At 43.2% G+C, this 26,370-nt stretch carries 23 protein-coding genes; 14 read left to right on the forward strand and 9 right to left on the reverse strand.

Annotated elements, in window-relative coordinates:
- Window positions 1-66: 66 nt before the first annotated feature.
- On the reverse strand, window positions 67-618 hold the full coding sequence (locus IGI84_RS00865) for a GNAT family N-acetyltransferase (RefSeq protein WP_081117686.1): 552 nt from the start codon (window positions 616-618) through the stop codon (window positions 67-69).
- Window positions 619-938: 320 nt separating this feature from the next.
- On the opposite strand from IGI84_RS00865, the gene IGI84_RS00870 reads away from it, so the two are divergent.
- From IGI84_RS00870 to IGI84_RS00885, 4 genes are all read left to right on the forward strand, one after another.
- On the forward strand, window positions 939-1,307 hold the full coding sequence (locus IGI84_RS00870; RefSeq protein WP_081117736.1) for a YxeA family protein: 369 nt from the start codon (window positions 939-941) through the stop codon (window positions 1,305-1,307).
- 295 nt (window positions 1,308-1,602) lie between these two features.
- Window positions 1,603-2,949, forward strand: a complete 1,347-nt coding sequence (locus tag IGI84_RS00875) for an amino acid permease (RefSeq protein WP_081117687.1) — start codon at window positions 1,603-1,605, stop codon at window positions 2,947-2,949.
- Between the two features lie 105 nt (window positions 2,950-3,054).
- Entirely contained in the window at window positions 3,055-3,483 is a 429-nt protein-coding gene (locus tag IGI84_RS00880; protein WP_081117688.1) for a DUF1761 domain-containing protein, read from the forward strand.
- A 242-nt stretch (window positions 3,484-3,725) separates the two neighbouring features.
- A complete protein-coding gene (locus tag IGI84_RS00885) occupies window positions 3,726-4,226 on the forward strand; it encodes a hypothetical protein (protein WP_220426326.1) in 501 nt (166 codons plus the stop codon).
- Between the two features lie 109 nt (window positions 4,227-4,335).
- On the opposite strand, the gene IGI84_RS00890 is transcribed toward IGI84_RS00885, so the two are convergent.
- A complete protein-coding gene (locus tag IGI84_RS00890) occupies window positions 4,336-5,472 on the reverse strand; it encodes a serine protease (protein WP_220426374.1) in 1,137 nt (378 codons plus the stop codon).
- 421 nt (window positions 5,473-5,893) lie between these two features.
- Between IGI84_RS00890 and IGI84_RS00895 the strand changes: the two genes are divergently transcribed.
- Entirely contained in the window at window positions 5,894-7,279 is a 1,386-nt protein-coding gene (locus IGI84_RS00895; RefSeq protein WP_430600602.1) for a hypothetical protein, read from the forward strand.
- A 4-nt stretch (window positions 7,280-7,283) separates the two neighbouring features.
- Window positions 7,284-8,042 carry a hypothetical protein gene (locus IGI84_RS00900; protein ID WP_220426324.1) on the forward strand — a complete coding sequence of 253 codons (759 nt, stop codon included), beginning with the start codon at window positions 7,284-7,286 and terminating at the stop codon, window positions 8,040-8,042.
- Between the two features lie 79 nt (window positions 8,043-8,121).
- Here the strand turns inward: IGI84_RS00900 and IGI84_RS00905 are convergent, their stop codons facing one another.
- Window positions 8,122-9,051 (reverse strand): methyl-accepting chemotaxis protein, encoded by a 930-nt coding sequence (locus IGI84_RS00905; protein WP_220426323.1) that lies wholly within the window; start codon window positions 9,049-9,051, stop codon window positions 8,122-8,124.
- Window positions 9,052-9,269: 218 nt separating this feature from the next.
- Here IGI84_RS00905 and IGI84_RS00910 point away from each other — a divergent pair, with 218 nt between their 5' ends.
- From IGI84_RS00910 to budA, 3 genes are all read left to right on the forward strand, one after another.
- Window positions 9,270-10,229, forward strand: coding sequence for an alpha/beta hydrolase (locus IGI84_RS00910; RefSeq protein WP_086293658.1), 960 nt, complete (start codon window positions 9,270-9,272; stop codon window positions 10,227-10,229).
- 253 nt (window positions 10,230-10,482) lie between these two features.
- Entirely contained in the window at window positions 10,483-12,135 is a 1,653-nt protein-coding gene (gene alsS / locus IGI84_RS00915) for an acetolactate synthase AlsS (protein ID WP_220426322.1), read from the forward strand.
- Between the two features lie 18 nt (window positions 12,136-12,153).
- On the forward strand, window positions 12,154-12,870 hold the full coding sequence (budA, locus tag IGI84_RS00920; RefSeq protein ID WP_081117695.1) for an acetolactate decarboxylase: 717 nt from the start codon (window positions 12,154-12,156) through the stop codon (window positions 12,868-12,870).
- Window positions 12,871-13,013: 143 nt separating this feature from the next.
- On the opposite strand, the gene IGI84_RS00925 is transcribed toward budA, so the two are convergent.
- The gene (locus tag IGI84_RS00925) at window positions 13,014-14,501 is read right to left on the reverse strand and encodes a helix-turn-helix domain-containing protein (protein WP_081117696.1); all 1,488 of its coding nucleotides are present in this window, start codon (window positions 14,499-14,501) and stop codon (window positions 13,014-13,016) included.
- A 451-nt stretch (window positions 14,502-14,952) separates the two neighbouring features.
- Between IGI84_RS00925 and IGI84_RS00930 the strand changes: the two genes are divergently transcribed.
- A complete protein-coding gene (locus IGI84_RS00930; RefSeq protein WP_220426321.1) occupies window positions 14,953-16,446 on the forward strand; it encodes a helix-turn-helix domain-containing protein in 1,494 nt (497 codons plus the stop codon).
- 234 nt (window positions 16,447-16,680) lie between these two features.
- Here IGI84_RS00930 and IGI84_RS00935 read toward each other — a convergent pair whose 3' ends face one another.
- The 5 genes from IGI84_RS00935 to IGI84_RS00955 all read right to left on the reverse strand — a co-directional run bounded on the left by IGI84_RS00935 (window position 16,681) and on the right by IGI84_RS00955 (window position 21,468).
- Window positions 16,681-17,058 (reverse strand): DUF7006 family protein, encoded by a 378-nt coding sequence (locus tag IGI84_RS00935; RefSeq protein WP_096742070.1) that lies wholly within the window; start codon window positions 17,056-17,058, stop codon window positions 16,681-16,683.
- 296 nt (window positions 17,059-17,354) lie between these two features.
- Complete coding sequence (locus tag IGI84_RS00940; RefSeq protein ID WP_220426320.1) at window positions 17,355-18,680, reverse strand: sensor histidine kinase; 1,326 nt, start codon at window positions 18,678-18,680, stop codon at window positions 17,355-17,357.
- Complete coding sequence (locus IGI84_RS00945) at window positions 18,661-19,329, reverse strand: response regulator transcription factor (RefSeq protein WP_220426319.1); 669 nt, start codon at window positions 19,327-19,329, stop codon at window positions 18,661-18,663. The genes IGI84_RS00940 and IGI84_RS00945 overlap by 20 nt, the downstream gene beginning before the upstream one ends.
- 19 nt (window positions 19,330-19,348) lie before the next feature.
- Window positions 19,349-19,978 carry an ATP-binding cassette domain-containing protein gene (locus IGI84_RS00950; protein WP_185938618.1) on the reverse strand — a complete coding sequence of 210 codons (630 nt, stop codon included), beginning with the start codon at window positions 19,976-19,978 and terminating at the stop codon, window positions 19,349-19,351.
- An 83-nt stretch (window positions 19,979-20,061) separates the two neighbouring features.
- Window positions 20,062-21,468: an ABC transporter permease gene (locus IGI84_RS00955; RefSeq protein ID WP_220426317.1), complete on the reverse strand. Its 1,407-nt coding sequence runs from the start codon at window positions 21,466-21,468 to the stop codon at window positions 20,062-20,064.
- A gap of 310 nt (window positions 21,469-21,778) precedes the next feature.
- Here IGI84_RS00955 and IGI84_RS00960 point away from each other — a divergent pair, with 310 nt between their 5' ends.
- The 4 genes from IGI84_RS00960 (at window position 21,779) to IGI84_RS00975 (ending at window position 26,269) form a co-directional block, all read left to right on the forward strand.
- Entirely contained in the window at window positions 21,779-23,266 is a 1,488-nt protein-coding gene (locus IGI84_RS00960) for a phytoene desaturase family protein (protein WP_140965191.1), read from the forward strand.
- A gap of 11 nt (window positions 23,267-23,277) precedes the next feature.
- A complete protein-coding gene (locus IGI84_RS00965) occupies window positions 23,278-24,384 on the forward strand; it encodes a glycosyltransferase (RefSeq protein WP_220426316.1) in 1,107 nt (368 codons plus the stop codon).
- A 12-nt stretch (window positions 24,385-24,396) separates the two neighbouring features.
- Complete coding sequence (locus IGI84_RS00970; protein ID WP_015508786.1) at window positions 24,397-24,909, forward strand: hypothetical protein; 513 nt, start codon at window positions 24,397-24,399, stop codon at window positions 24,907-24,909.
- Window positions 24,910-25,204: 295 nt separating this feature from the next.
- Complete coding sequence (locus IGI84_RS00975; RefSeq protein ID WP_201705625.1) at window positions 25,205-26,269, forward strand: bifunctional transcriptional activator/DNA repair enzyme AdaA; 1,065 nt, start codon at window positions 25,205-25,207, stop codon at window positions 26,267-26,269.
- The last annotated feature ends 101 nt before the right edge of the window (window positions 26,270-26,370 follow it).

The following is a 26,370-nucleotide window of genomic DNA, read 5'->3' on the forward strand; positions in this document are numbered from 1 at the left end:
TCACCTTCTAAAACATTGTTGCCTTAAGTGTACCATCTGGCAGGAGGAATTTTTTTCTTTTTTCAGCTATTTTTTGCCTGCCGTTTCCGCTGCATCCAAATAAAACAAAATGTCACTTTTGCCTTCCTGATTGGTGCCTTTGTATACCTCCGTATCCAGGCCTCCGATGTGAAAGCCTGCCCGCAAGTAGAACAGACAGGCAGAAGGATTGTTGTCCTGCGCTTGCGTGTAGATGCCGCGATAGCCCTTGGCAAGGGCCGCTTTCAGTGCCTGTTGGATCAGCAGTTGACCGACTCCTTGCTGGCGGTAGTCTGTGTTGACTTTTAAGTCATAGAGGTACAGATACTTGAAAAAAGCGTCTTGAACGATTGCTAAGCCGATGCATTTTCCATCATCATAAGCACCGATAAACAGACTGTTTCGGCTCATTTCATCATAGCAATAATTTTCATCTGGGAAACGCATCGTCTGAATGTCTTCAGGTGCAAATTTACAGATTGTGTACTGCCAGTTGCCCTCATTATAAGTCGGCAGCATTTTCCCCCATAAGGAGAAGGGTTCGTTTTTCAAGCGAATGTCAGCTTGGTGTTCTTGATCGATCAGTTTGATTTCTAGCATGAGGCACCTCGGTTTTCTATAGTTTCAATCATGAGTATTTAAAAGTAAGTTGTTGCAGTTTAGTTTACTACAAAGAATGAAAAATCACGATACTTATTAAGCAGTCTGGTCTTCCTGTGAGAAGGGACGTTTTTGTAGGAGTAACTTAGTTGTTTGTCTATACATTTTAGGTGGAAAAGCAAAAAATATTCCATTGATACCTTAGTTATAATGACCGACGGAAAAATACGCCTTAAGTTTGATTATATTTATCGTTTGTTTTTTTATACTGAAGGTAGATAGAAAAAACGGAGGACAATCACTTGAAGAAAGCAATTAGTATGATCCTGCTCGTGTTAACGATCGGGACCGTCACATTGGTTACATGGTCTTATTTTACGAAAGATGATTCCGGCGAACTGGTTCAGCTGGTGGATCGTTTCAATCCTTTCGTACCGGAGAAAAAGGTTTATGTCAAAACATCAGACGAATACGGCGTGCCGCAAGAACACGACGCCTATGAATATACGCAAGAAGGAATCAATGAAGATGGACAAAAAATAAAAATCACGTTTTGGGCACCACAAAAATTAAAAGAAAATGCCTACCTAGAGCTTGATGCAAAAGGTAAACATGTGGAGTCGTATCAAGAGGTGACTGAGCAGGATCTCCCTGACGCTATCAAAGACAAGTTGCTTACGACCCATTGATCATAGAGCCTGCTTGAAAAAACGGACAGAAAGTCATTCCCACAAGTCGGGAGATGGCTTTTTTTAGTGCCTTCGCCTAAAGAAAAGCTCGCCAATATTTGATTTAGGTGAAAAAGATTAGAGGAAGATAGAATTTTCAGAAAAAATAGATAATTTTTTCAATTCTTAGTTGCAATAGAAGAAACGTCTGGTATTCTCTATGAGGTAGTTAAAAAAAATCATTCATATAATTAAAAATAATTACGGTGGGAGAAGCACCATGTATGAAGGATCAACGGTTTTCGAGGAGGAACGTATGACAGAAAAAAATCAATTAAAAAAACAGATGAAAACCAGACACATCACTATGTTGGCGCTAGGTGGTGCAATCGGTGCCGGCCTATTCAAAGGCAGTGGGGAAGCGATCCAGTTAGCGGGGCCTGCGGTCTTGCTGGCGTTTATTTTTTGCGGGCTGATCTTATTTGTCGTCATGACAGGCCTGGGTCAGTTGGTTTTATCTGACCAAAAACAACATGGCCTTTCGGGCTTAGTCCAGCCGTATCTTGGCGTGCATACAGCTGATTTCATTGATTGGATCTACTGGTCGATGTGGATGATCAACATCATCGCCGAAGCAGTTGCCGCCGCAAGCTTTTTGCAGTTGTGGTTTCCCAATATTCCAGCTTGGATCTTTGTTTTGATTTTGGCACTACTTACGACTATCATCAATTTGTTTTCGGTTCGCTTGTTTGCAGAAACGGAATATTGGCTTTCCTGGGCCAAAATCAGTGTGGTGATTGCGTTGATCTTGGTGGGTCTCTATCTGGTTGCCACGCAAGTCTTTGATTTGGGCTTTTTCCCGACGATGAGACAAATGACAGACTATGGCGGTTTTGCCCCTCATGGTCTCAAAGGATTTATCAATTCTTTATTGGTCGTAATCTATTCTTATGGCGGTTCTGAGTTAGTAGCCATCACGATCAGTGAAGCAGAAAATCCCAAAAAAGCGATCCCTCAAGCAATCAAAGGAGTAATGACTCGGATTGCCGCTTTTTACATCATTCCCTTGTTTCTTTTACTGATCATTTATCCGTGGAATCAATTAGCCGATCCAAATGTCAGTCCTTTTGTGATGGTGTTTCAAAAAATCCATGTGCCTTTTGCTTCCGACATCGTTAATTTAGTGATCATTTTGGCTTTGTTTTCCTCCATCAATTCTGGGGTCTATGCTTCTTCAAGAACGTTGTTTTTCCGGTTAAGCAACAATGGCCAGAAAAAAAGCCGCTTCACGATGCTGAATAAAAACAGCGTGCCTCAACGAGCGATCATGTTTTGTAGCGGCACCTTATATCTTGGGGTCGTTCTTTCTTACTTTTTAGGCGACAAACTCTTCAATTATCTGGCAGGCTCCCTGTCGTATACTGTATTACTGATTTGGTTGTTGATCAGTGTGGCGGCGTTTGTTTTGGTACGCAAGCAGAAGAAAATGGGCTATACGATTTTTTTGGGTGGGGCGATCCTTGCGTTGCTTTTGCTGTTTGCCGGTATCTTGATCACTAACCCATTAGCGGTTACAGGTTTCACCGCATTGCTGTATACGATCATTTTTCTTAGTTTTTATTGGAACCAGCGAAAAATAGGGGACACTAGTGGAAAAGGTTGAAGAAACCTCTCTTAAGGCATAAACTGAGGGAGAAGGAACAGCCCGCTTGGCTATTTTTTCGCTTCTCAGGAACATGGCTAAAAATAAGTGTAGGAGAAAACGATAATGGTTAATTTTTGGACATTGATTTTCGGTACCCTCAGCTGGGTCGTGGTGGAAAGTCTGCTTTACAATCCGATGCATAAGTGGGGCAAGTTTTGGGCGAAAGAATCAGGAATGGCAGAGAAGAGGAACGGTCAGCAGATGACGACCGGAGACATGCTCTTTACCTTTGGCGGAACGATCGTTGGTGGGATTCTCTTATCGGCAGCGACCTATCAAGTCGTCTATTGGTTTGCCACATTCGATCATGATGGCTGGCTGATGACCTCCTTGCAAGTCGCTTGCTTATTATGGCTAGGGGTGTATGGGGTCGCCACCTTCGTGATGGCTGTTTACTCGGGACAGTCCCGTAAATTAGTTGGGCTGCACCTTGTGAATGGGTTTCTAGGAGTGATCGTTTTAGGGCTTGTTGTCGGACTAATTGGACAATAGGCAGCGATCATATCCCAGCGAGAACGTTCAAAGATCTCAACGAATCAATCCTAAAGAAAGCCGACCTTGTCTCAACAAGGTTGGTTTTTTTGCGCGATAAATTAATTTCATTATAAAAAAAAGCTATAAAAGCAAATTGTTTATGCTATACTGAAAATAACTCAATTTGACAGGAAACACAAACCCACGGGTTTGCGAAAAATCATGAAAGAAGGAAACTGAGGCACAACGAGGAGGGGGAAATGAAAGTGAAAAGCAAGTTAGGTAGAGGAATATTTGCTACCGTTTGTTTAGCGGCGTTATTTTTTTTGGCAAGCTGCAGCCGCTCAGGGGTTGACTCTGCAGCTGCGAATCAAGTATTGACCAATAGCAACAGTCATCAACAATATGCTTTGTATCTATTTGAAGATGGAAAGATCACTGTCAATAAAACGCTGACTTTTTTTACCAATCCGAATCAATCACCTGCGGATATCGCGGAGGAACAAGAAGAACAGTTAGCGCAGATCAATGAACATCTGCAAGCAGAGTTCCCCAAAAGTAAAGAATTGACTGCGGCAGACATTGGTCCTATGCACACTTTTGAAGTGACAAATGCCCAAGTGATCATTGATCAAGAGAAAAAGGAAGTGCGCATGACTGGTGATGATTTTGAGAAAGTATTCAAAATGGCGGACAACAATGACAAGCGTTTGATCGATGACGAACAAAACGAGTACGAGTTTTCTTACGATGAGAAATAGCAAGTGATAGAAAAGCGGCTGTCTCCGACGAGACAACCGCTTCAGACTGTAGACAAACCTTAGACAAAAATGAGGTTTGTTTTTTTTCGTTGCAAAATATTAGTGACTATTACGGAAAACATTTTGCGCAAGGAGTAAGTCCGCGACTTTGCGCTTCTGCTAAAGTGGCAGGCGTGTAGGTACCGTTGCCGCATTTTCTCGTATGATATTTCGAACCTGTTGGTGTAACGAGGACCGACGTTTGGGCTTGATTGCTAGCAGCGGCTGGCTGACTTTGTTCTGGCACAGCGGCGGCTGCCTGCCGTTCTTCCTCCGCCTTGGCTTGAGCGGCTGCTTGTTCGTTGGCAGCGACTGTTTGCGCCACTGTTTTTGTTCGAGTAGCTAATTCCTCATCGGGGGTCTTGAGACGAGCGACAGCATCTTCTGCACGAGCAAGGGTATCTTTTGTCGGCTCCGCCTCTGCCGCTTCCACCGCTTGGACAGCTTCTGCAACGAGTGCTTCTGCTTCTTTCTCAGAAATCTTAGTTTCTACAGTGGATAACCGACCTTCAAACGTTTCCTTGTTCAAAACCGCTTGTGCGACCAATTCTTTTGCCTGATCGAAATCACTGCGTTCAAGAGAAGCTTCAGCGGCATCGAGGGCTTTGCTGATGGCAAGGTGTTCTTCAACTACAGCTAGCCGAGTAGCGAGATCTTCGTAGGTTTTACTTAAAGCATGAATCAGCGTCACGGCTTCGTCGTAATTCTTTTGGTTTGGCTGGGATTCGGCAAGAGCCAGTGCCGTCTCAGCTTTTTCCAGTGCTGCTTGTTCTTGTCTTTCAGCTTGCAAACTCGCTAGAAATGCGCGAGAAGGTTTGACGGTGACGACTTCTTCTTTGGTGCTTCCACCCATGGAGGCTTGGAGAGAAAATTCCTGTTCCTCTTCATCTTGAAGTTGCACGGTGTAAGAAAATGTTTCGTCCGCCAGCGAAACCTCCACCCCGTTGATCGTCAGTTGCGCTTCTGGGTTGGTTTGACCCGTAATCGCCGCTTCGCCTTGCTCGTTGGTAACCAGTTCTGCTTCATCTACGTGAAGCTCCGGTGTTGCTGCAGGAGTCAATAATGCCCCGCCAATCAATAAGAGAAAACCACCCATAAAAATAACAATCTTGTTGCGAAGCGGCTTTTTCTTGATCAAACTAAGAACAAAAAAGATTCCGCTTACAACCATTGTCAAAAAACCAATAACAAAAATAAACATCCCCATAACTTTCTTCATTTCCTTTCTTGTGAATATTTTAATTATAACATTTTTGCTAACTTATAAGCCATTCATAACCGGTAATCAATGCTGATAAGAGTAGAAGGGAGTAGCAATCGCAAATCAATATCTATTTTTATCAATAATAAATAGATTTCCTCTATTTTTTGTTATAATATGATACGTAACTGGCTGTTTTATCTGTATTGTCTTTATCGAAAGGGCACTTAGTTTCAGTACGTTTTTTTGCTTCATCACTGAAAAAAGACGTTAAGATCATACATAATGAAACGAGCAAACATCTGTAAATCAGCAGGTTCCTGTGGTATCTTCCCCCAAAAGCCGCCATAAAAATAGACGGTTCTCCCCTCTAAAAAATCAACTAGGTTATCAACAAGAAAATATGTATTCAAAAAAAGGAGTAAAAATGAAAATCACCCAAATTCAATATCCCAGCTGTTTGGGACGTCTAGAAGTTGATTGGGACTCAGGAAAAGCTGTCTGTCAGTATTGTTTGAACGAGTTGCTGATCAAACCGGAACTTCAAAAAACGGAACAAAAGAAACCTGATGCCACACTCAAAGATTTAGCGCACATTCAAGGATCAGTCAAAGAAGGCTTCTATCCCTTTGCCTATGACGAAGAGGGGTGTCTCCAGGCCTTGAAAAAGCAGCTGGCTTGGCAGGACACCATTTCGGAAAGTGTCTTTTTTGAGCTCGAATTAGTTCAGCTGAAACGTGTATTTATCCCCCTGTATTATTTTCAGATCGGCTATGAAGCCCAAGTAAGAGGGGCTTATGTGCATCAGGAACAGCAGAGGGGACAGGGGCGTATCAGTGCCAGCATTCATTTACATAGCAGTGGCAACACCACGGTTTTCAGTGAAGTGTTTCCGACGGATGCCCAAAAAGAGGCTGACTACAGTATCAATGGCAAACTGCCGCTCCATATTAAAAAAGGAGCCGCTTATTGCACAGAGATGCAGCAGTTTTCGGCACATAACCAAGACGTCCAAGTGCTACCTTTTGATATTTCTAGGGAAACGGCACTCGCTGCTCCCCATTTATTGGAAGCCTTTGAAGCGGGAGCGAGAGACTATTTGATTGGAACAGAAACCCCAAGCGAGCTTCAACTAACTCTTTTTCCTAAGCATTGCGATACGGAAAAACTGTATTTTCCTTATTATCTTGGCGAATTCAGGTACGGAAACCAAACCTATTCTTTCGTGGCTGATGGTACCGATGCTGAACGGCTCTTTCCAACCGAGCTTCCTGAATGTGAACAGCTGGTGCAAGTCAAGAAAAGTTTTTCTAGGACCAGCAGTGTTCTTTGGCGGTTCTGCTATACCTTCTTTTTTGTGGGATTTTTTTCTGGAATTACTTCGAATCTTCTATTTGATGGGTTTTTATTACCGGCTGTTGCCTTTAGTCTGCTCGCTTCAGCGGTCATCTTGCTGACTGCTTGTCTTGCGACTTGGTATTTCTTGCTCGTACCAGAGGTCAAGTTTTTCTCAGAATACGGCAGATTCAAAGCGGAACTTTCTCAAGCATTGAGTCAGCCGGATGCATCAACGGCTGCCGTGAAGAAAGCTTTTGAAGCGCGCAGGAAGAAACTCGTCCGAAAGACAGTATTTTACAGCAGTCTCGAAAACATGGCGTATGAATTCGCCTTGATCCTTTTTTTAGCATTCCTGATTTGGTATTTCGGTTTTTATGGCTTATCGCTTCTAGTGCTGCTGGCGTTTGTCAGCTGGAATACGATCCGTATTTTTACAACGAATAGCTCTGATCGATGCATCGAAACGAAAGGATGATCCTATGGATATCATTCCCATTCAATGTCCCCATTGTTTAGGGGAACTAGAAGTAAACTGGGGTGTTGGCACGGCAATCTGTCTGTATTGCCGCGGCAAAATGGTCATCAAATTGCCCTTTGACCACGCCAAAATTGCCCAGTCCAGTCCCCTGACGGATAGACAGCTTGCGCTAACCCAGCTGGCAGCTCTCCTGAAGAAAATCAGTCTGTCATCTGTTGCTCCTAGGGAAAACGCACCATCAGCCGACGTTTTCGTTGGACGGGAGCAGCCAAAACCAACGTCAAGAAACCAGACGTCTCCGATTCAAAGGGCGCCCATCCATCAGCACAACCAGCGACAAAACCGTTTGACTGCCTTTTTTCAAAAACAAAATTTTTTGTTCTATTTCTCTGGAGAAAGACAAGTGCTGCCACGGCAATGGCAAAGCCAAGTCCTTGCTAGTTTTCAAGTGCCTGAAACGGAGACCCCTCTTGCGCTGCTAACGGCAAAGATGACTGGCAAGAAAGCGAATGCGGGGCTGCTTTTTGGCGTTGAACGAGTGTATTTGTGCACGTACGAAAAGAAAGAAAAACGAATAGCCAGTTTTTCCTGGAGTGTTTGGAAAAACCTCAGTTTTGAGGTCCAGCATAAAATGTTTAGTAGCTTTTTGGTGATTCAGCAGGAATACCGCATTCCTCTCCAAGCATTGGGCTTTGCGACCCAATCATTTTTGCAAGAATTACAGCAGTTGTTGCAAGCGGTGGAGGCTGGCGAGTGCTGAGTATCAATGAAATCAAATAGGGAATCAATTTATTGGTCAAAAAAAGAGAGCGTCGCAAACAGCGGAGCTCTTTTTCACTTCATGTGGTTTCCAACTCAGCGTCGTTGGTTTCTGATAAATACTCGGCTTCATCGTTTAAAAGACTGGCAGTCGTTCGCAGCGTGTCGTAAGAATGCAAAACGGCAGCGAGACTTTTTTGCGAATCACTGATTTTCACGATCGTCGAATCGGCACTATCTAACACGACTAAGGCTTGTTGGTTGATGGCTTGCATGGTTGCGGCAATGGTTTGGGTCAACAGCTTGGTCTGTTCGGCTAATTTTTGCATTTCATCCGCAACTACCCGAAAGCCAGCTGCCTGTTCGCCGATCCGTGCTGTTTCGATGGAAGCATTGAAGGACAGCAGTTTGGTTTGTTGTGCAATGCGGTCGATGTCATGCAGCACCGCTGTCACCTGTTGGCTATCCATTTCTAAGGCATGGGTCGTTGCTTGATTTTGATCAGACAGCTGTTTGACTTGCGCCAAGTTCTCTGACAAATGATCGACTTGCTGGTGCCCGTTGGCAGAAAGTCGTGTCAGGGAGGCAGCACTTTCTTGCACTTTTTTGATAGTGACCGCTAAGGCTTGTTCTCTTTGGGTAATGTCAAAAGCGATTTTGACGACATTGACGACTTCTTGCTGCTCATCGAGGACAGGGAAGTAGATCCCTTCTAAAATCAGTTTTTCTCCTTGTTTGTTTTTCCGAATGATTTTGTCTTGAAACCGTTGCTTTGAGTAAAGCAGTTGATTCCAGAAAGCTTGGTAATCCGTACTGACAGCATAATGGTCAAAACAAAAGGTCCGATGCGGTAAGCCAATGATTTCTTCTTGGCTGTACCCTAGGATATCAGTCATGTTGGCATTGGCGAAAACAACTTCTTTTTGCGGATCAAAGACTATGACAGCGAGTTCTTGAAAAATAGCAGCGAGCAGACGGTTATTTTGTGTTTCATCTAATGTGAATTTCATACGTACTTACCTACGCCTTTCAGTTTTTTGGGAAGTTTACACAGCGAGTGTCTTACAGTTATCGGTCATGAAGGTAAGGCAGTTAAGAGTGCAAAAACCACCTTTTTTGTCGAACAAAATGCTTGGAAACAGAAGAAAGCAAGATTCTTTGCATCAGAATGACTTGGTGGTACCCTTAAGGTCAACACGAACGATTTCAAACAAAAGGAGAGAATCGTATGACAGATAGAATTTCGTTGGAAAAAGCAGCCGTTGAATTTAGTGAGGCAAATGCACCGCACCCACGGATCTATGAATTACCGCCAGAAGAAGGGCGCGCATTATTGGAACAAGTCCAAGAGTCACCCGTCAATAAATTGGCGGTTGAGATAGAAGATCAGACCGTTGATACAGGCGAATGGGGGACCATCAATGTTCGTTTTGTTCGTCCTGAAGGAAATCATGCGATTCTCCCTGTCATTTATTATCTCCATGGCGCGGGTTGGGTCTTCGGCAGTGCCGCGACTCATGATAAATTGATCCGTGAATTGGCGGTACGAACCAACTCGATCGTCATTTTTCCTGAATATAGTCGTTCACCAGAAGCAAAATACCCAACGGCGATCGAACAAAATTATGCGGTCTTGCAGCAATTACCGGGATTTGTCGATGTCAAAGGCTTAGACCTTAGCCGTTTGACCGTGGCTGGCGATTCCGTAGGTGGGAACATGGCGACCGTTATGACCTTGTTAACGAAAGCCCGTGGTGGCATTCCGATCGCACAACAATTATTGTTCTATCCTGTGACAGATGCCCGCTTTGATACGCCTTCGTATGAAGCATTCGGTGAAAATTATTTTCTGACCAAAGAAGGGATGCAATGGTTCTGGGATCAATACACGACGGATGAAACACAGCGGAATCAAATTACCGCTTCTCCTCTACGCGCGACCAAAGAGGAGTTAGCCGATCTGCCGCCAGCGTTGATCATTACAGGCGAAGCAGATGTCTTGCGGGATGAAGGGGAAGCCTATGCGCAGCATTTACGAGCAGCTGGCGTGGAAGTCACCCAAGCACGGATGCAAGGGATCATCCATGATTTTGTGATGGTCAATGCGATGGATCAGACCCAAGCCGCACGAGCTGCCATGATACTGGCTGTCGGTTGGTTGACGGAAAAAAATGTCCCCGCAGAATAAGAAACCGACGAAAGAACTTCTTTTTAAGCGGTGTTCTGATACAGAAAAGGATGTATGGAGTGGAGCGATCCACTCCTTTTTTTGTCGGAAAAATGGAAAGACATACACCTGCAGTCTGAAGCAAATGCAAACGCTCTCTAAAAAACCGCGTTTTTATAGTACAGATATTAATAAGTGTTTTTCGTTGATAAATAAATAAAAAGTGCTATTATATGTATTGTGATTAATACAGTTTTTGAAAAGAGGTAATACAGTGAGTGCAAAAGGATCAGAAATCATTGTTGAAAGTTTAGAAAATCATCGGGTGCCTTATATTTTTGGGATTCCTGGTGCAAAAATCGATGGCGTCTTTGACGTGTTGAGTGATCGGGGACCAGAGTTGGTTTTGGCACGACATGAACAAAACGCGGCATTTATGGCACAGGCAATCGGTCGCCTGACAGGAGAGCCAGGAGTCGTCATTGCAACAAGTGGACCAGGATCCAGTAATTTAGCGACTGGGTTGGTCACGGCAACTGCCGAAGGCGATCCCGTCTTGGCACTAGCAGGCCAAGTGAAGCGTTCTGACCTTTCAAAATTGACCCACCAAAGCATGAATAATGCGGCATTGTTTGCGCCGATCACGAAATTCAGCAGTGAAGTCCAAGATCCTGAAACCCTTTCTGAAAGTATTGCCAACGCTTTTCGCATCGCAAAAACAGCCAAAAAAGGGGCGAGCTTTTTATCCATTCCTCAAGATGTGACAGACGGAACTGTCCAAGGGGCAGCGATCAAACCTCTATCTTCGCCTAAATTAGGCAGTGCCGATGCAGAAGATATCCAGGCACTCGTCGATCGGATCAAAGAAGCCAAACTGCCTGTCTTACTCTTAGGGATGCGGGCTTCAGGCGTCAAAGAAACACAAGCGATTCGTCATTTAGTTGCAAAAACTGGGTTGCCTGTCGTAGAGACCTTCCAAGGCGCTGGGATCATTTCTCGTGAATTAGAAGAGCATTTCTTTGGCCGCGTCGGCTTGTTCCGCAATCAGCCCGGTGATATGCTGTTGAAACGCAGCGACTTAGTGATCGCTGTGGGGTACGACCCGATCGAATACGAAGCTCGCAACTGGAATGCGGAAAAAGATGCCCGCGTGATCGTCATCGATGAAGTACCGATGGAGATCGATCCATTTATGCAGCCCGAAGTTGAACTGATGGGCAGTATCGCGAAAATTATTGAACAGCTATCAAAAGCGATTGATCAGTATCACTTGAGCGAAGACGCTCACAACTATTTAACGACGCTGCAAACCAAACTCAATGAAAAACCAGCGGATGTCGAAGGCAGCAACAAGACCTTACATCCCCTAGAAATCATCGATGCTTTGCAACAAGAAGTGACCGATGACATGACGGTGACGGTGGATGTCGGCAGCCACTACATTTGGATGGCCCGTCATTTCCGCAGCTATGAGCCACGGCACCTGCTCTTTAGTAATGGCATGCAGACCTTAGGAGTCGCTTTGCCATGGGCGATCGCTGCAGCGCTCGTGCGACCAAATACTCAAGTGATCTCTGTATCTGGCGATGGTGGCTTCTTGTTTTCTGCCCAAGAGTTAGAAACAGCCGTCCGTTTGAAACAAAACATCATTCACTTGATTTGGAATGACGGTACCTACAATATGGTGAAATTCCAAGAAGAAATGAAATATGATCGTGCTTCTGGGGTTGATTTTGGACCAGTTGATTTCGTAAAATATGCCGAAGCATTTGGGGCCAAAGGTTTACGGGCAACCACCAAACAAGAATTGATGGCAGCCATCGAAGAAGGCTTTGCAACGGATGGTCCATTGATCATTGATATCCCTGTGGATTATTCTGACAATGCCGATCTAGGCAAAACGATCCTACCTGATCAATTTTATTAAGACCAAAGGAGCAGCAAAATGAAAGTGAAAAACAAAAGTTATTTATATCAGCATGGCACCCTAGGTGGGTTGATGCAGGATTTAATGGATGGCACGGAGCAAATCGGCAAAATGCTTGAATATGGCAATTTTGGGATCGGTACGTTGGCTGGTTCCAATGGGGAAGTAATCATTTTAGATGGTGAAATCTACCATGTAGACGAATCGGGCAAGGTGCAAGTGCTCCAAGGAAATGAAGGAACCCCTTATGCGGCAGTCGTTGATTTTTCTGCGGCGAAGCACCTACAGATCAGTCAAGAGATGACCGATGAAGAAGTGAAAAATCACGTCCTGACAGAAGTCAGTCCGAATTTGTTTTCCGCTGTCAAAATCCATGGGGTATTTGCCAAGATGCACGTCCGCGTTGCCCCAAAGCAAGAAAAACCATACCCAAAATTCATTGAGATCATCCAGCATCAGCCGGAATTTCAAGCAGAAGATATCAGTGGTACGATCGTCGGGTTCTTTACCCCGTTGTTGTTCCACGGTGCTGCGGCCGCCGGTTTCCACCTGCATTTTATTAGTGATGACCGCACATTTGCTGGTCATGTCTTGGACTTTGAAGTGGCGGCAGGCGAAGTCGAATTGATGGAACTAGCTGAATTTCGTCAGCATTTTCCTATTGATAATCAAGATTACTTGCAGCGGGAGATCGATGTTGCAAAAATCGCCAAAGATATTGAATCAGCGGAATAAGCAACGGTAGATTTCTTAATAGACAAACGATAAAAAGCAAGCTAGAATCGCATTCTAGCTTGCTTTTTGTTATGGACGGTTTTTTGTAGCATGATAAGCTACCCGTGTTCCCTTGAGATCTCCTTTGATTCAGAAATCGCAAATCAATTGTTATCTAATACGACTAAGCGTAATATTCGTGTGTTGATTTTATTCAATAATCGATTCCAGTCGGAGGCATCGGGGATCGGTTTTAGCAAGATGCTTTCGACGTCCAATAAATACTCTGTGGCATATTCAGAGTAATTAGTAATCAAAAGCTCAATATTTTTTTCCTTCAAATATTCGTGTGACAGTTCATTCGAATCAGGATAGTACATCGTATGATAGGCACCTAGGTAGCGACGAATAATATTTTCAGCATACTCGCAGACATATTCATTGCCTTCAAAAATCACGGCAATCGTCCGTGGGGAGCCCCAGTTTGCTTCCTTGATGGATTCCATGTACATAGTGAGACTGGCACAAAAGTCATCTAAGTATTTTCGAGAATAGAGCTTTTTCACTAAGGTGTGTGTAAAGAGGAAATCATAATTTTTTTGATACTCTTTTGCGAACTTCTCTTTGACAAATTGATTTAAATCATCAATGTTTATGTTCATCGTCAAAGAGAGCAACTCTCGTAACTTTACTACGATGAAAAAAGACTCAAGCCAAAGGAAGTCTTTTCGTTCATCGAGACTGTTGCCTTGGTTTTCTGCATAAAAATCGCTGACGATCTGTTTAATTTCAGGCCAATAGTTATATGTTCGACAAAATTCTTCGCAAGAAGGACTATTGATTTTACGACGGCAAATAATACAGGTGAAAATATAAACAGCTTCCGCCTTAGGAAGTTCATAATTAAAATGTCGTTGCATGATTTTTTGCAACTCTTGATATTGTGATAACAAATTATTTTTCTTGATCAATTCATAGAGCTCAGAAGATGGTTTTGCCAAAAGACCTCGTTTGCTGCGCTCGATGCTGATGTAAAGAACATAGGCAAAATAGGAGAAGGAAGAAGACTGCATTTGTTTTGCTTGCAGAAGAGTAGTGATCTCCTTGATCGCTTCTTGTACATTGATTGAAGGAAATATCGTGTTGATGTTGATGTCAGACTCATAGTAAAAAAGACAAAAAAATTTACGGATATCAATTTCAGATCCTGCAAATGTCACTGGATTAGTCTTAAGACGAAGGTTAAAAGGATGTAAGTAAATTTCGATTTTTTTAAAATAACTAAGCAATGACTGCTCAGAAAGGTTGAGTGAAAGGCTCCAATCCATCAATGATTGGACCTCATTAAAAAAGATACTTTCGAAAATCAAAAAAATTGGTTCATCCTTGACCATGGCTTGTTTTTTTCTGCGATAAGATTCGTGATCAAGCTCTTCGAAGAAATACCCGACTTTAGCCGCATGGATTTCGATTGAGTCACTAAAATAGTTCCGAATACTGGCGATATCTGAGATAACCGTCCGCGTACTACTTTTGGTTATTTTAGCCAAGTCGTTAAGAGTACAAGTGGGATTTTTTTCAAATTCATCTAATAATTGTAACCAACGAACAAGAGAACGATTTTTCATGAATTTTAATTGAAATGTTTTCATAGTAGTCTCCCATCATATAAAATAGCCGTTTATAAAAAAGGTGTGCAATCCTTTGGTTTGTGTCGGTCATCGATGGCCTTTTAGCAAGAATAACGCAAAGCGACTCATGGAAACAATCTGACGCTAAAACGGAGCTATCATGCAATTTCCATGATAGCCAAAAGATGCCTCCTTCGTTGTCAGATATGTATCAACTGAAAGAGTTTCGACTGTCAAATCAAAGAACCATCCTGAAATTTACTATTTTTCTTAAATAAACGCAAATTCCTTGCACTATTTTAATCAATAGTTACAATTATTGTTGTACAACAGAATGGGGAAAGCAACTTTTTTCACCCGTCTATGAAAAAACAAATTTTTTAGCTGAAAGAAAACCCGGTATAATGACATCTCCTAGGCGCCTTCTTGCGCAAATCAGTAAAAACGATGTTTTTCAGTAAGGAGCTTATTTTTGAAGAATTTCCAGTTAAGTTTTGTCACAAATAAATCAACGGCTAGATGGTTCCAGATTCTCAATGCCTTTGAAAAAAGTGAGATCTGCAGTGCGAGTAGCTTGGCAGAAGTCACAGAAAGTACTACAAGAACGATTGGAAAAGATATTGGCGGAATCAATGAGTACTTTGCTGGCTTATTGCAAATCTCTTCGACGAATCAAGGGTATTTATTTGAATTGAACAACTACCCAAGTTATGAAAAGAAAAAAGCATCCCTGCTAGCGAATGAGCCCTTGTTTCTTATGCTGGAAAATATTTTTATGGGTGAGTTGAAATCTATTGATGAGTGGACCGACTGTCTTTTTCTATCTAAAAGCACCTTATCGAAATATTTGCGGCGTATCCATCAACAGCTTACTCATTTTGATTTGACCTTAACACTGGATCCTGTGAATATCGTAGGCGAGGAAGCAGATATTCGGAATTTCTTCTGTACCTTTTTCTACGAGACAGACATTACCCCTCACACGGTTTTTCCGACGGTAGCGGTTCAACAGGCAGTCACTGAAATCAGTGGGATGTTTGAAAAAAATAGCTATCATACCGCCTCATTTTCTCAATACAGTTATCTGCTGCATATTTCGATCGAGCGATTTTTACAAGGGCAAAGGATTCAGGTAAAAGAAGAGTTATACCATGCTTTGAGACATAGTATCCAACTGATGCACTTTCAACGGATCAATGAAGTGATAGACAAGTATTTTGAGTTTCAGTTTCCTCACGATGAGTTGGTCTTTTTGTTTGTGAGTATTATCACTAAAAGGAAATTGCAAAATGTCATCGTAGAGCAAAAATTCTGTCTCTCGTATAATCACTGGCCAAAAATTCGCGAATTGACCAACAGTTTTTATCAACTCTTGAATGTCACCAGTCCAAACCAAAAAAATGATTTGATTTTGATTGAATCTTTTTTTACTACTGCTAAATTGAGGGAATGCTTATCGACTTCAGCGAATCGCAATATTTGGGACGTCAATACTTTTATTCGTAAAACATTTCCGAAAGAATTTGCTTTTTATCAACGATTCTTAGAGAACAATCCTTTTTATCAAGAGTTGTATTCTCCTCAATATTTGCCGGATTTTTGCGCGAATTTAGTTATTTATATCGAGTCTGTTCGTGAGCGCTATTGGTTTCCCCGAAAAAACATTGCCTTTATTTTCGAGGGCAATCACCATATCGTTCAGTACATTGAAGGGTGGTCCAATCGGTATTTCAGCTGCTCTCACCGAGTATTTTATCCGGATTCTGGCGAAGTCACCCCCCACTATTTGAAGCAAAATCAGATCGACCTGATAGTAACGAACTATGCAGAGCATGCGTCCGCTTTTCGCGATACCATCGAATGCATTGTCTTCAAAACGATTCCTTCTTCCTCTGATTGGAATCGGCTATTGGAAAGAATCAACCCGGATGTCACGCGACCGTTCGCGCTAAAAGACCTCTTCTAATTTCTCTTCATCTGCAATTATGAAGAGTCGCTAGAAAAGGTCTATTCCAATTCTATACGAAGAGCATAAGCAAAGCCCAGTTCCTTCAAACTATCTAGCAGTCAAGGAATTGGGCTTTGGTTTTAAAGGCTTGTTTTTACACAAAAAACATCGATTTTGGGGATGGGGAAGTGTCAATGATAGTGAGTACAAGCCTTTTAAAACAAATGAGTTAGGGAGAACCAGTTTAGCTATTTACTGTGCTTCGCTTAAATAAATCAAGCTCCAAGGAGCTTTTTGATTCAGTTGAATTCCGGTCAATTCCCGATAAAAACAGGTTTTGTCTTTGACAGTCAGCTGAATGATCTCTTCTTGCGTGTATTCGTTTAAAGCACTTTTTTTTAAGTTGTACAGCTCTTTTAAGATCTGCAACTGAGCATCAATGTCCAGCAACAACGACATCTTCTTGAAAAAACTATTATCGGAGTCGTTGTAGATGTTTAGAAAACGTTGGCGCAAGGATAAATAAAAGTTAAAGATCTTAGGGTCTTCGCTAGAACAGCTAGAATGAATAAATTCTTCATCGAAAAAGTTTAAATATTCTTCAGCTGATTGAATCGTTTTTAAGTTCATATCGATACTCCTTCATTGTAGTTGACTTGTAGTGAAACCTATTTGATTCGATCATCGAAAGCATTTGCGGCAACTGGGTATCTGACAGGAGGCACTCGTATTTACAGGAGCGTTTTGCAGTCGCAGTATCAACGAGGACTTTCGTTACATCCAATGTACTTGATTTCTCATGGAGTCTCAAACGCGTTTTTTCGCATCCATACGAAGAACTTTTTTTCGTTGATGAATCAGTCAATAAAGTCGAGAATATACGATATCTTTTGTTATAAAAAATAAAAGAGGACGAGTATAGCGGCTTAGTCCTGTTTTTTATATATGGATACGGTGAAATCTTTTTGACAATCAAATGTAAAACCATAGTGCGAGTGTTTTAGCATTGTTTTGACGATATACAGACCTAAACCTGTACCAGCCTCTTCTCCATAAGAGAAGAAGGGTTTGGCCAAATCTGAGTGTTTCAGCGGCCCAGTTTTTTTGATAGGGTTTTTGATCGTTAATTGTTTGTTAGTAAGAATGATCGTGACGACGCTGTTGGGTGGGGAATGAAAAATCGCATTGCTCAAAAGGTTTGAGAAAATTTTCTTTGCCAATTTCGGGTGGTAGAAAAACGTCAGCTCTTGTTGTTGATCAATTTCGATCCGCAAACCTTTATCACTCCATAAAACTTCATATTCTTCGATCAAGTGATCGATCATTTCCCGCACAGAAAGTGGTTGGTCGTCATGGGCCTGTTGGTTGTGAAAAACGAACAGGATTTCTTTGATCAACTGCTGCAGCTTTTTCAATTCATTTTCTGTGGCTAGAAGGGACTCTTGCTGTTCTTCAGATAAAGAGTCATCTCTGACATTCGCTAATAGCAGTTGGCTTGCCATGATCGGTGTTTTCATCTCATGGGTGAATCCTTCTAGCAATGTTTTTTTCTCTAACTCCAGCTGTTTGATCTGCTGAACTTGTTCCAAGGCGGCCCGCTGGGCACATTGGAGTTGTTGATATAGGGCAGTTACTTGAGTTTCGATCACTAGATAATCATGCAATTTGATCATGGTATTTACGTCATGAATCTCCTCATACGGAATATTTTTTTCCATCATGTGGAAGACAGACGCCAGTTTGCTCTTTTCGTTTCGATATAAGTAGGTATACAAGCCGCTTCCAGCCAAGGTCAATAGGCTAACTAGCAGCAAAACAAAAGGCGTTGCTAGCCAAATGATCTCTTTTACATCGACGGCACTGATTTGGACAGGGTAACTAACGTAAACTTTGTAGCCATTAGTGTCAAACGTCGATTGATACCCATTGGTGAGATGGATCAGCTCACCATTTTTCGCGGTGATGGGTTGCTGGATGGGATAGATGGTATTTTGCTGGGCATCAAAAATGATTATGGTATAGCCATCGATTCGATAACTGTCCAAACGTTGGAAAGAAAGTTCATCGTCATTGACAATATCAAAAATTTCCCGGACTACAGTGTCAAAGACCGCTTGTTGTTTCATTTCGATCCGAGGACCGATATCTAGTAAGAAAAAACCTATCACGCTCACAAAAGTCACGAATGACATTGTCAATGTAAAGAAGCAGATGATGCGAGTCGTTTTCCATTTAATTCGTTTCTTTTTCAATACGGTACCCGATCCCTTTAACAGTTTGGATGATGTCTTTGCCTAATTTGCTGCGGAGGTTTTTAATGTGAACATCGATCGCCCTAGAGTCGACAAAGGAGTCATAGCCCCAAATTGTGTCTAAAAATTCTTCACGGGAAAAGACTTTTCCTTGACTTAAGAGCATCATTTGCAAGAGCTCAAATTCTTTTGAAGTCAATTCGACCGGCTGGCCTTGCCTGTGAACTTGATAGTTATTGATCTCCAATGTCAAGTCGTTATACGTGACCGCCGCATTTTCTTTGTGACCGACTCTGCGCAAAATCGCATCGATTTTTAAAGCGAGGATGTTGGTAGAAAAAGGTTTGATTACATAATCATCGATCCGCTTGTTGTAAAGGTTGATCTGAGTGAATTCATCGTTCAATGCGCTGATCACGATCACCGGGATCGGGTTGTTTTCGCCTAACTCATTTAAAAACGTTTCTCCGCTCATTTTAGGTAACATCAAATCGAGTAAAATCAAAGCGAAAGTTTTTGTCTCTAGGGCGTTCAAAGCAGCTTCCGCTTCATCAAAGGCTGTGACTTGATAGCCTTCTTTTTGTAAACTCAACTGGATGCCTCTTCTGATTTCATCGGTATCTTCAATAAGAAGAATTTCTGTGGCCATGGATTACTCCTTTCTATTACTAAAGAAGGGTCAATCGTCCGTTTTTGATCGTATATACATAGTCTGAGATTTCTTTAAAAGTTAAGTCATGGCTGACGATGATGATACACTTGCCTGCATCCCGCAAGTCTTTAAAGATCGTCATGACATTTTCACTGTTTGCCAGATCCAAGCTGCCAGTCGGCTCATCGGCGATGATCAGATCAGAATCTAAGGCGAGAGCTCGGGCGATTGCCACCCGCTGCTGTTGTCCCCCAGACAACTGGTGACATTTTTTGTGCTGTATATCGCCACAAATCCCTACTTTGTTTAAATAGCTGCTGGGAGACTGAGGGTTTTTAACTTTGTGGATATTTGTGGCGATCGTGATGTTTTCCAACGGTGACAAATAAGGGATCAAGTTGAGGGACTGGAAAATGTAACTGATTTGCCGGCGATAGGAGACTAAATTCGTCATTGACTGGCCTTTGAACTCGATTGAACCGCTTTGCAAAAATTCAAGACCGGAAATCAAAGACAAAAAAGTGCTTTTTCCGACACCAGATTGACCAATAATCGTGTGGATCTTGCCAGCGTCAAACACTTGACTGACATTTTGCAAAATAGTCTCATCTTTGTATGAGTAACTGATATCTGTAATTTTGAGCATTTGATCTTCTCCTTTAGTATTCATCAAATCTGTGAAGGTTTCTTTAAAAAAATAGGTATTTTTAACTTTTTTTAACATTTTGCTTATTCGTTATTGGACAAGATCTCTTTGGGACTTCTCTTAATGATCTTCATAGTTGGCAGGATCGTTGTGACACAAGTGATGACTGCCAATAATGAAAAGATGACTGAAGAAAAAATGAGCGACTCTTTGAAATCGGTTTGCTGGATAGAGACCTCGGTGTTGAGTTTGGTGCTTTCATCTTCCACATAATTGTCTCCTCGCGGCATGCTCAAGCTGCTATTGTCACTAAGTTCCCCCATAGAAGCTTGCATTTGTTCATTGACGACTGCACTTGCTTGAGGTGCGATCACTGTGGTGGATAAGGCGAAACTGATACCGAAGCTGACGACCAAAACGATTGCGACTTCTAAGAACATCTGCAAAAGGATGTTGATTTTTGTTTCTCCCAATGACAGTAACAAGCCGACTTCGTATTTACGCTCTCGTAACGAGAGCATCATAATCAACCCGATGACGATCAAGGCAAAAAGGATCAAGAAAAGCTGAATGAAGTTCAAGATCGAAGAAAAATCTGTAATCATTGATTGGATCGTTTTGTATTGCTCGTAGGAGCTTTTGAATGCGACCTGCTGGTATTTGCTGTTTTCAGCATCTAATTCATTCAAGAACTTTTGAGTATCCATCGGATCTTTCAAGCTGACTTTGATTTTGTCATAACCCGCCATCAAAGGAGTGTTTTCACCAAATTGCAGTTCTTTGACTTCTTTGAGAACCCTTCGTGTCGAAAAAAATAACCGCTCTTCATTATCTTTGTGGGGGCGAGGACTATTGGCAGCTAACTCATAAATACCAGTGATAACTCCGCTTTTTTTCAAAGCTTCTTGTTCTTCATCGAAACCCGAATTGAAATCCAACGTTAAAGGGTCACCAATGCTTAGGTTGTGTTTTTCCGCATACTTTTTCGAGACCATGATTGGATAAGTCTCTTTGTTATTGGTAGTAAGATCGCCCTCAATGATCTGCAGATTGTATTTTGCTAATTCAGGATCGTTGCTGTCATAAATTTCGATTTCATTGGAAGGTTCGATTATACCTCCCGGCACCTTGTCTTCATGTTTTGGTGTCCGGTCAGCATACTGGGTGAATAGCTGGGTCGCAGCGCTGACGGAAAAATCTTCGACATAACTGGATTTTTCAATTTTCTCCAGCAATTCTTCATTCAACACATCGGTACCAGATTGCAGATCGCCGGAATACATGGACTGAAGGATCTTCTCATAATCCAGCTCGATGGTTACTATTGAATTCAAGTCTTGTTGGACATTTTCCAATACTTTCTGCAGTTCGTATTGGGTCAGCCTCGCCGTGATCAAAAACGTTGAGACGACCAGAAACAACCCGCCAATGATTGCGGTCCGTTTTTTGAGACTGGTGATACTTTTGATGATACGAGTAAAAAAGTTCATAAAATTCCTCCTTTGATATGCGAAAGTATACAGGAAGAAGGTTAGCCGAATATGTGGCCAATATGTGTTTCGTGTGAAGTTGGCGAACGCTTGAAGGCTTTCCTGTCATCCCATGGGCGCTAGGCTCATCCCCGTCATTTTTCCAAAGGTGTGATACTATAGAATTATCTAGAAAAACGATCCTTTGATTTAAGTCGTCAATACCAAAACAGTGTCAAGACACGCAGTTGCAGTGAGACACAACCGTCTGTTTTGACGAGAAGGTTTGGCTAAATAGGGACGTTCATTAAAGCAAACGAGGAGCAATTCAATGAAAGAGAAAAAAACAGTTGTAGTGATCGGCGGCGGACTTGGTGGTCTATCAGCGGCGGTCTCATTAGCCCAAAATGGCTTTGATGTATCATTATATGAAAAAAATCACCATTTAGGCGGCAAGTTGAACCGACTGGAAACAAACGGCTTCGGCTTTGACTTAGGTCCTTCGATTTTGACGATGCCGCAGATTTTCGAAAAATTATTTACTGGCAGCAATCGCGATATGGCGGATTATGTTGCGATTCGCCGATTGCCATTGGAATGGCGCTCCTTTTTTCCTGACGGCACCAAGATCGATCTCTATGGCGATCTTGCCCGCATGGCAAAGGAAAACCCGCACTTGTCGGAAAAAGACATGGTCGAGTACCAAGACTTTTTGGACTATGCGCAAAAGATTTATGCAATCACGGAAAAAGGCTATTTCGAGAAAGGCTTAGATACCACGAAAGAAATCTTGAAGTATCACGGCGTGATCAAAGCGCTGAAAGGCTTTGATTATTTCTCTTCGATGCATGATGCCATTCAAAAACGTGTCAGCAATCCGCAGCTGCAAGATATGCTGAGCTATTTTATCAAGTATGTCGGCTCGTCTCCTTATGACGCCCCAGCCGTCTTGAACATGATGATCTACATGCAGCATGCCCAAGGTGTCTGGTACGTGCCAGGTGGGATGCATCGTTTAGCCGAAGGCATCGTTCGCTTAGCAAAAGAGATCGGTGTGACCTTCCACACGGGACACAAAGTGGAAAAATTGATCGTTGAACAGGAACAAATCCGTGCCGCTCGTTTGGATGATGGTACGTTGATCGAAGCCGACTATTTTGTTTCCAACATGGAAGTGATCCCGGCTTATGAAGAGCTGTTAGAAGAAGCGCCGACCTTTACTCAAAAACTGGAAGAAAAATTTGAACCAGCAAGTTCTGGTTTCGTCTTGCACTTAGGGGTCAAAACCTCCTATCCGCAACTGGCGCACCACAACTTTTTCTTTTCCAATGCCTCAAAAGAAAACTTTGATCAAAATTTCCATCAGCATCAGCTGCCGGAAGACCCAACGATCTACTTGGTCAATGCCAACAAAACCGATCCTTCGCAAACAGTGGCAGGGCATGAAAACATCAAAATCTTGCCTCATATCCCTTATTTGCAGGATAAACCCTTTACGGAAGCGGAATACGATGCCTTTCGTGAACGGATCTTGATCAAGCTGGAAAACATGGGCTTAACGGATCTACGCAAGCACATCGTGTATGAAGACCGCTGGACACCTGAAGACATCCAAAAGAATTATTTGTCACATCGCGGCGCCATCTACGGCACGGTCTCTAATCGCAAGAAAAATCATGGCTTTAAACACCCGAAACACAGCGAACGCTACGACAATCTATACTTCGTTGGCGGTACGGTCAATCCCGGTGCCGGCATGCCGATGGTGACCCTCAGTGGACAGCAAGTCAGTGAGATGATCACCAAAAGAGAACACTAAGACAAGAAAGGATGATGACTGTGTATCTGCTGCTCGCTGGTATTTGCGCTGCTTGGCTGGCAGGCTGGCTGATTTTTTTCCGCCTGCCGACGATACCCACCCGCAAGGAGACAGCCGCATCCAAAGACTTGAAGGAGAGGGCAGAATTGTCGATCATCATCCCCGCCCGCAATGAAGCAGAAAATTTGCCGCAATTGTTGGCATCCTTGCAGCAGCAAACCCTCCATCCTGTGGAGATTTTGGTGGTTGATGACGGATCGGAAGACGAGACGATCGCCTGTGCCAAGGGCTTCGGTGTGACGGTCTTGCAAACCGCTGCTGATTCTGCTGGGAAAGCGGCGGCTTGCTGGTTAGGCGCCTCACAAGCGGTGGGCAAGTATCTATTATTTTTGGATGCCGATACCTTCTTTCTAGCAGAAGATGGCTTAGAGCGCCTTTTCGCTGCGTATGAGGAGCGATCGGGACAAGGCCTGCTCTCGGTGCAGCCCTATCATCAAACGAAGCGCCTGTATGAACAACTGTCTGCCGTCTTTAATGTCATCTTACCTGTCGGGTTGAACCGCTTTTCTATCGTAGGCGAAAAACTCTCAGCCGGCGGCGCCTTTGGTCCGTGTATCTTGTGCAGCAAAACAGCGTACCTTCAAGCCAATGGGCATCAGGACATGCCACAAGGAATCTTAGATGATCTAGCACTAGCGAGACGTTTTAAGAAAAAACGCTTGCCGATCGCCTTGTATGGTGGAAAAGACCTGTTGGCCTTTCGGATGTATCCAGCTGGTGTTCGTCAACTTGTTCAAGGCTGGACGAAGGACTTTGCCACTGCTTCGCAATTCACTCACCCTTTGATTATGGCAGGGGTCATCTTGTGGATCAGCGGCGGCATTGGGGTACTGGCGGCACCGTTTCTGATGAAACCGCTTTGGTTAGGCCTGCTTTTTTATGCTACTTATTTTGGACAAACCGTGTGCTTTGCCCGCCGTGTCGGCAACTTCAACCGAGTCTTGCTGCTTTTTTTTCCATGTTACTTTCTTTTTTTCCTAGGCTTATTTGGTTGGTCATGGATCCAAACCCATTTGTTGAAATCCGTGACCTGGAAAGGACGCAAAATCAATTTATAGGAGGCGATGCACATGCCGCTGATCACCTTATCTCCACTGCTCTTGCTCATTACAGACAGCTTGGCTTGGCTGCTGTTTCATCTAGGCATCTCCTTTGGCTTGCGCAAAGTCAGCGATGCCTTTTTTGAACGTCATGCCAACTGGTTCCGTTCTTTTGCCTTTGAAAAAGGCGGTAGGATCTGGTCGGAGGTGTTTCGTATTCGTCAGTGGAAAGACAAATTGCCCGACGGTACTGTGATTGCCAAAAAAGGCTTTGACAAATCCCGCTTGGCTCAACAGCAAAAGGACTATCTGGAAAAATTCGTCATCGAGACACGCCGAGCAGAGCTGACCCATTGGCTGCTGATGGTTCCAGCACCGTTCTTTTTCCTCTGGAATCCTGCGTGGGCGGGCTGGGTGATGATCGTCTATGCGTTATTGGCTAACTGCCCATTCATCATGATCCAACGCTACAATCGCCCCCGTTTAGAGCGAGTCTTGCGGAAAAAAAGTGCCCTGCAAGTCAAGCAGAAGGCGACGGTCTAGGTTCCTGTAGGTGCCGCTTTAAGATTCGCTGAAAAATAGGCAAACTGGAAATCAAAAGGATCGGAGGATAACTACCTTCGATCCTTTTTAAAAAATTGGTGTTAATTTTTATGGGATGTGCCAAGACCGTTTTTTGTACACTAAGGTCATTCAGAGGAAAGGGTGATCGTATGTCATCAGAAGGATGTGGGCAAATTTTCGACCAACCGATGCAGGCTGCTGCATTGGTCGGTCATATGTTTGTACAAGCACAAAGTATTTTTGTAAGTGTAGAAAAGAGGGAGGGATGCGCAAGATGATTGAAGATAGCCGACAACGGGACCACTATTACGACATGCTGATTGAAAAAAATTCCCAATATGAAGGGATTTTTTACGTTGGGGTAAAAACCACCGGCGTCTTTTGCCGTCCCACCTGCCCAGCGAAAAAACCGCTCAAAAAAAATTGCGAGTTTTTTCAGACAGCACAAGAAGCGCTGCTGGCGGCGTATCGACCCTGCAAACGATGTCGCCCGCTCAGCTCGCCTAGCCACTTATCTCCTGACGTGAAAAGCCTAGTGGAAGCGGTGGAGAGTAACCCAGAGAAAAAGTGGACCGACAAAGATTTTGAAGCGCTAGCGATCCATCCCAATACTGCGCGTCGACAATTTAAAAAATATTTTGGCATGACCTTTATCGAATATTCCCGTGCACGCCGTTTAGGGTTAGCGTTTAAGCAGATTCGTGAAGGAGAACCGCTGATCCAAGCACAATTAGAAGCCGGTTTCGATTCTGGTAACGGCTTTCGAGATGCGTTTTCTCGGATTATGGGGGAGTTGCCTTCCAACAGCCGCGAAAAAACGATTCTTTCTTCTGCTTGGCTTGAGACCAAGCTGGGGTCGATGTTGGCAATCAGCGACCAGCAGCAGCTTTACTTGTTAGAATTCGTGGATCGCAGAGGGCTAGAAACGGAGATTGCTGTTTTGAGAAGCCGCTTGAATGCAGTGATTATTCCCCAGCAAACAGCAATCATTCAGCAACTCAAGCAAGAACTGACGGAATATTTTGCAGGAAATCGAACTGCCTTCACGATACCCATCGCATTGATCGGCTCTGATTTTCAGAAAGCCGTCTGGCAGCAGCTGTTGACAATGAAGATTGGAGAAACATACTCTTACAAACAATTGGCACAGCGAATCGGCAATGAAAAAGCCACCCGAGCTGTTGCTAATGCCAACGGAAAAAATCAATTGGCGTTGATTGTTCCATGCCACCGTGTCATCAATAGTGATGGCAGCATCGGCGGCTATGGCGGCGGTGTCGAACGCAAAAAGTGGTTACTGGCTTTGGAAAAGCAGGTGCAGCCGACCACAATGATCTAAAAAGAGATAACTATGCGTAGGAATCAGCGCTTCATCGATCAGTACATGGAATGGATCGAATCCTCTTCAGTAAAATATATATTTAGCGGAACTTATGGAAT

The organism is Enterococcus sp. DIV0008, from assembly GCF_050542615.1.
Classification (GTDB): Bacteria; Bacillota; Bacilli; order Lactobacillales; family Enterococcaceae; genus Enterococcus_D; species Enterococcus_D innesii.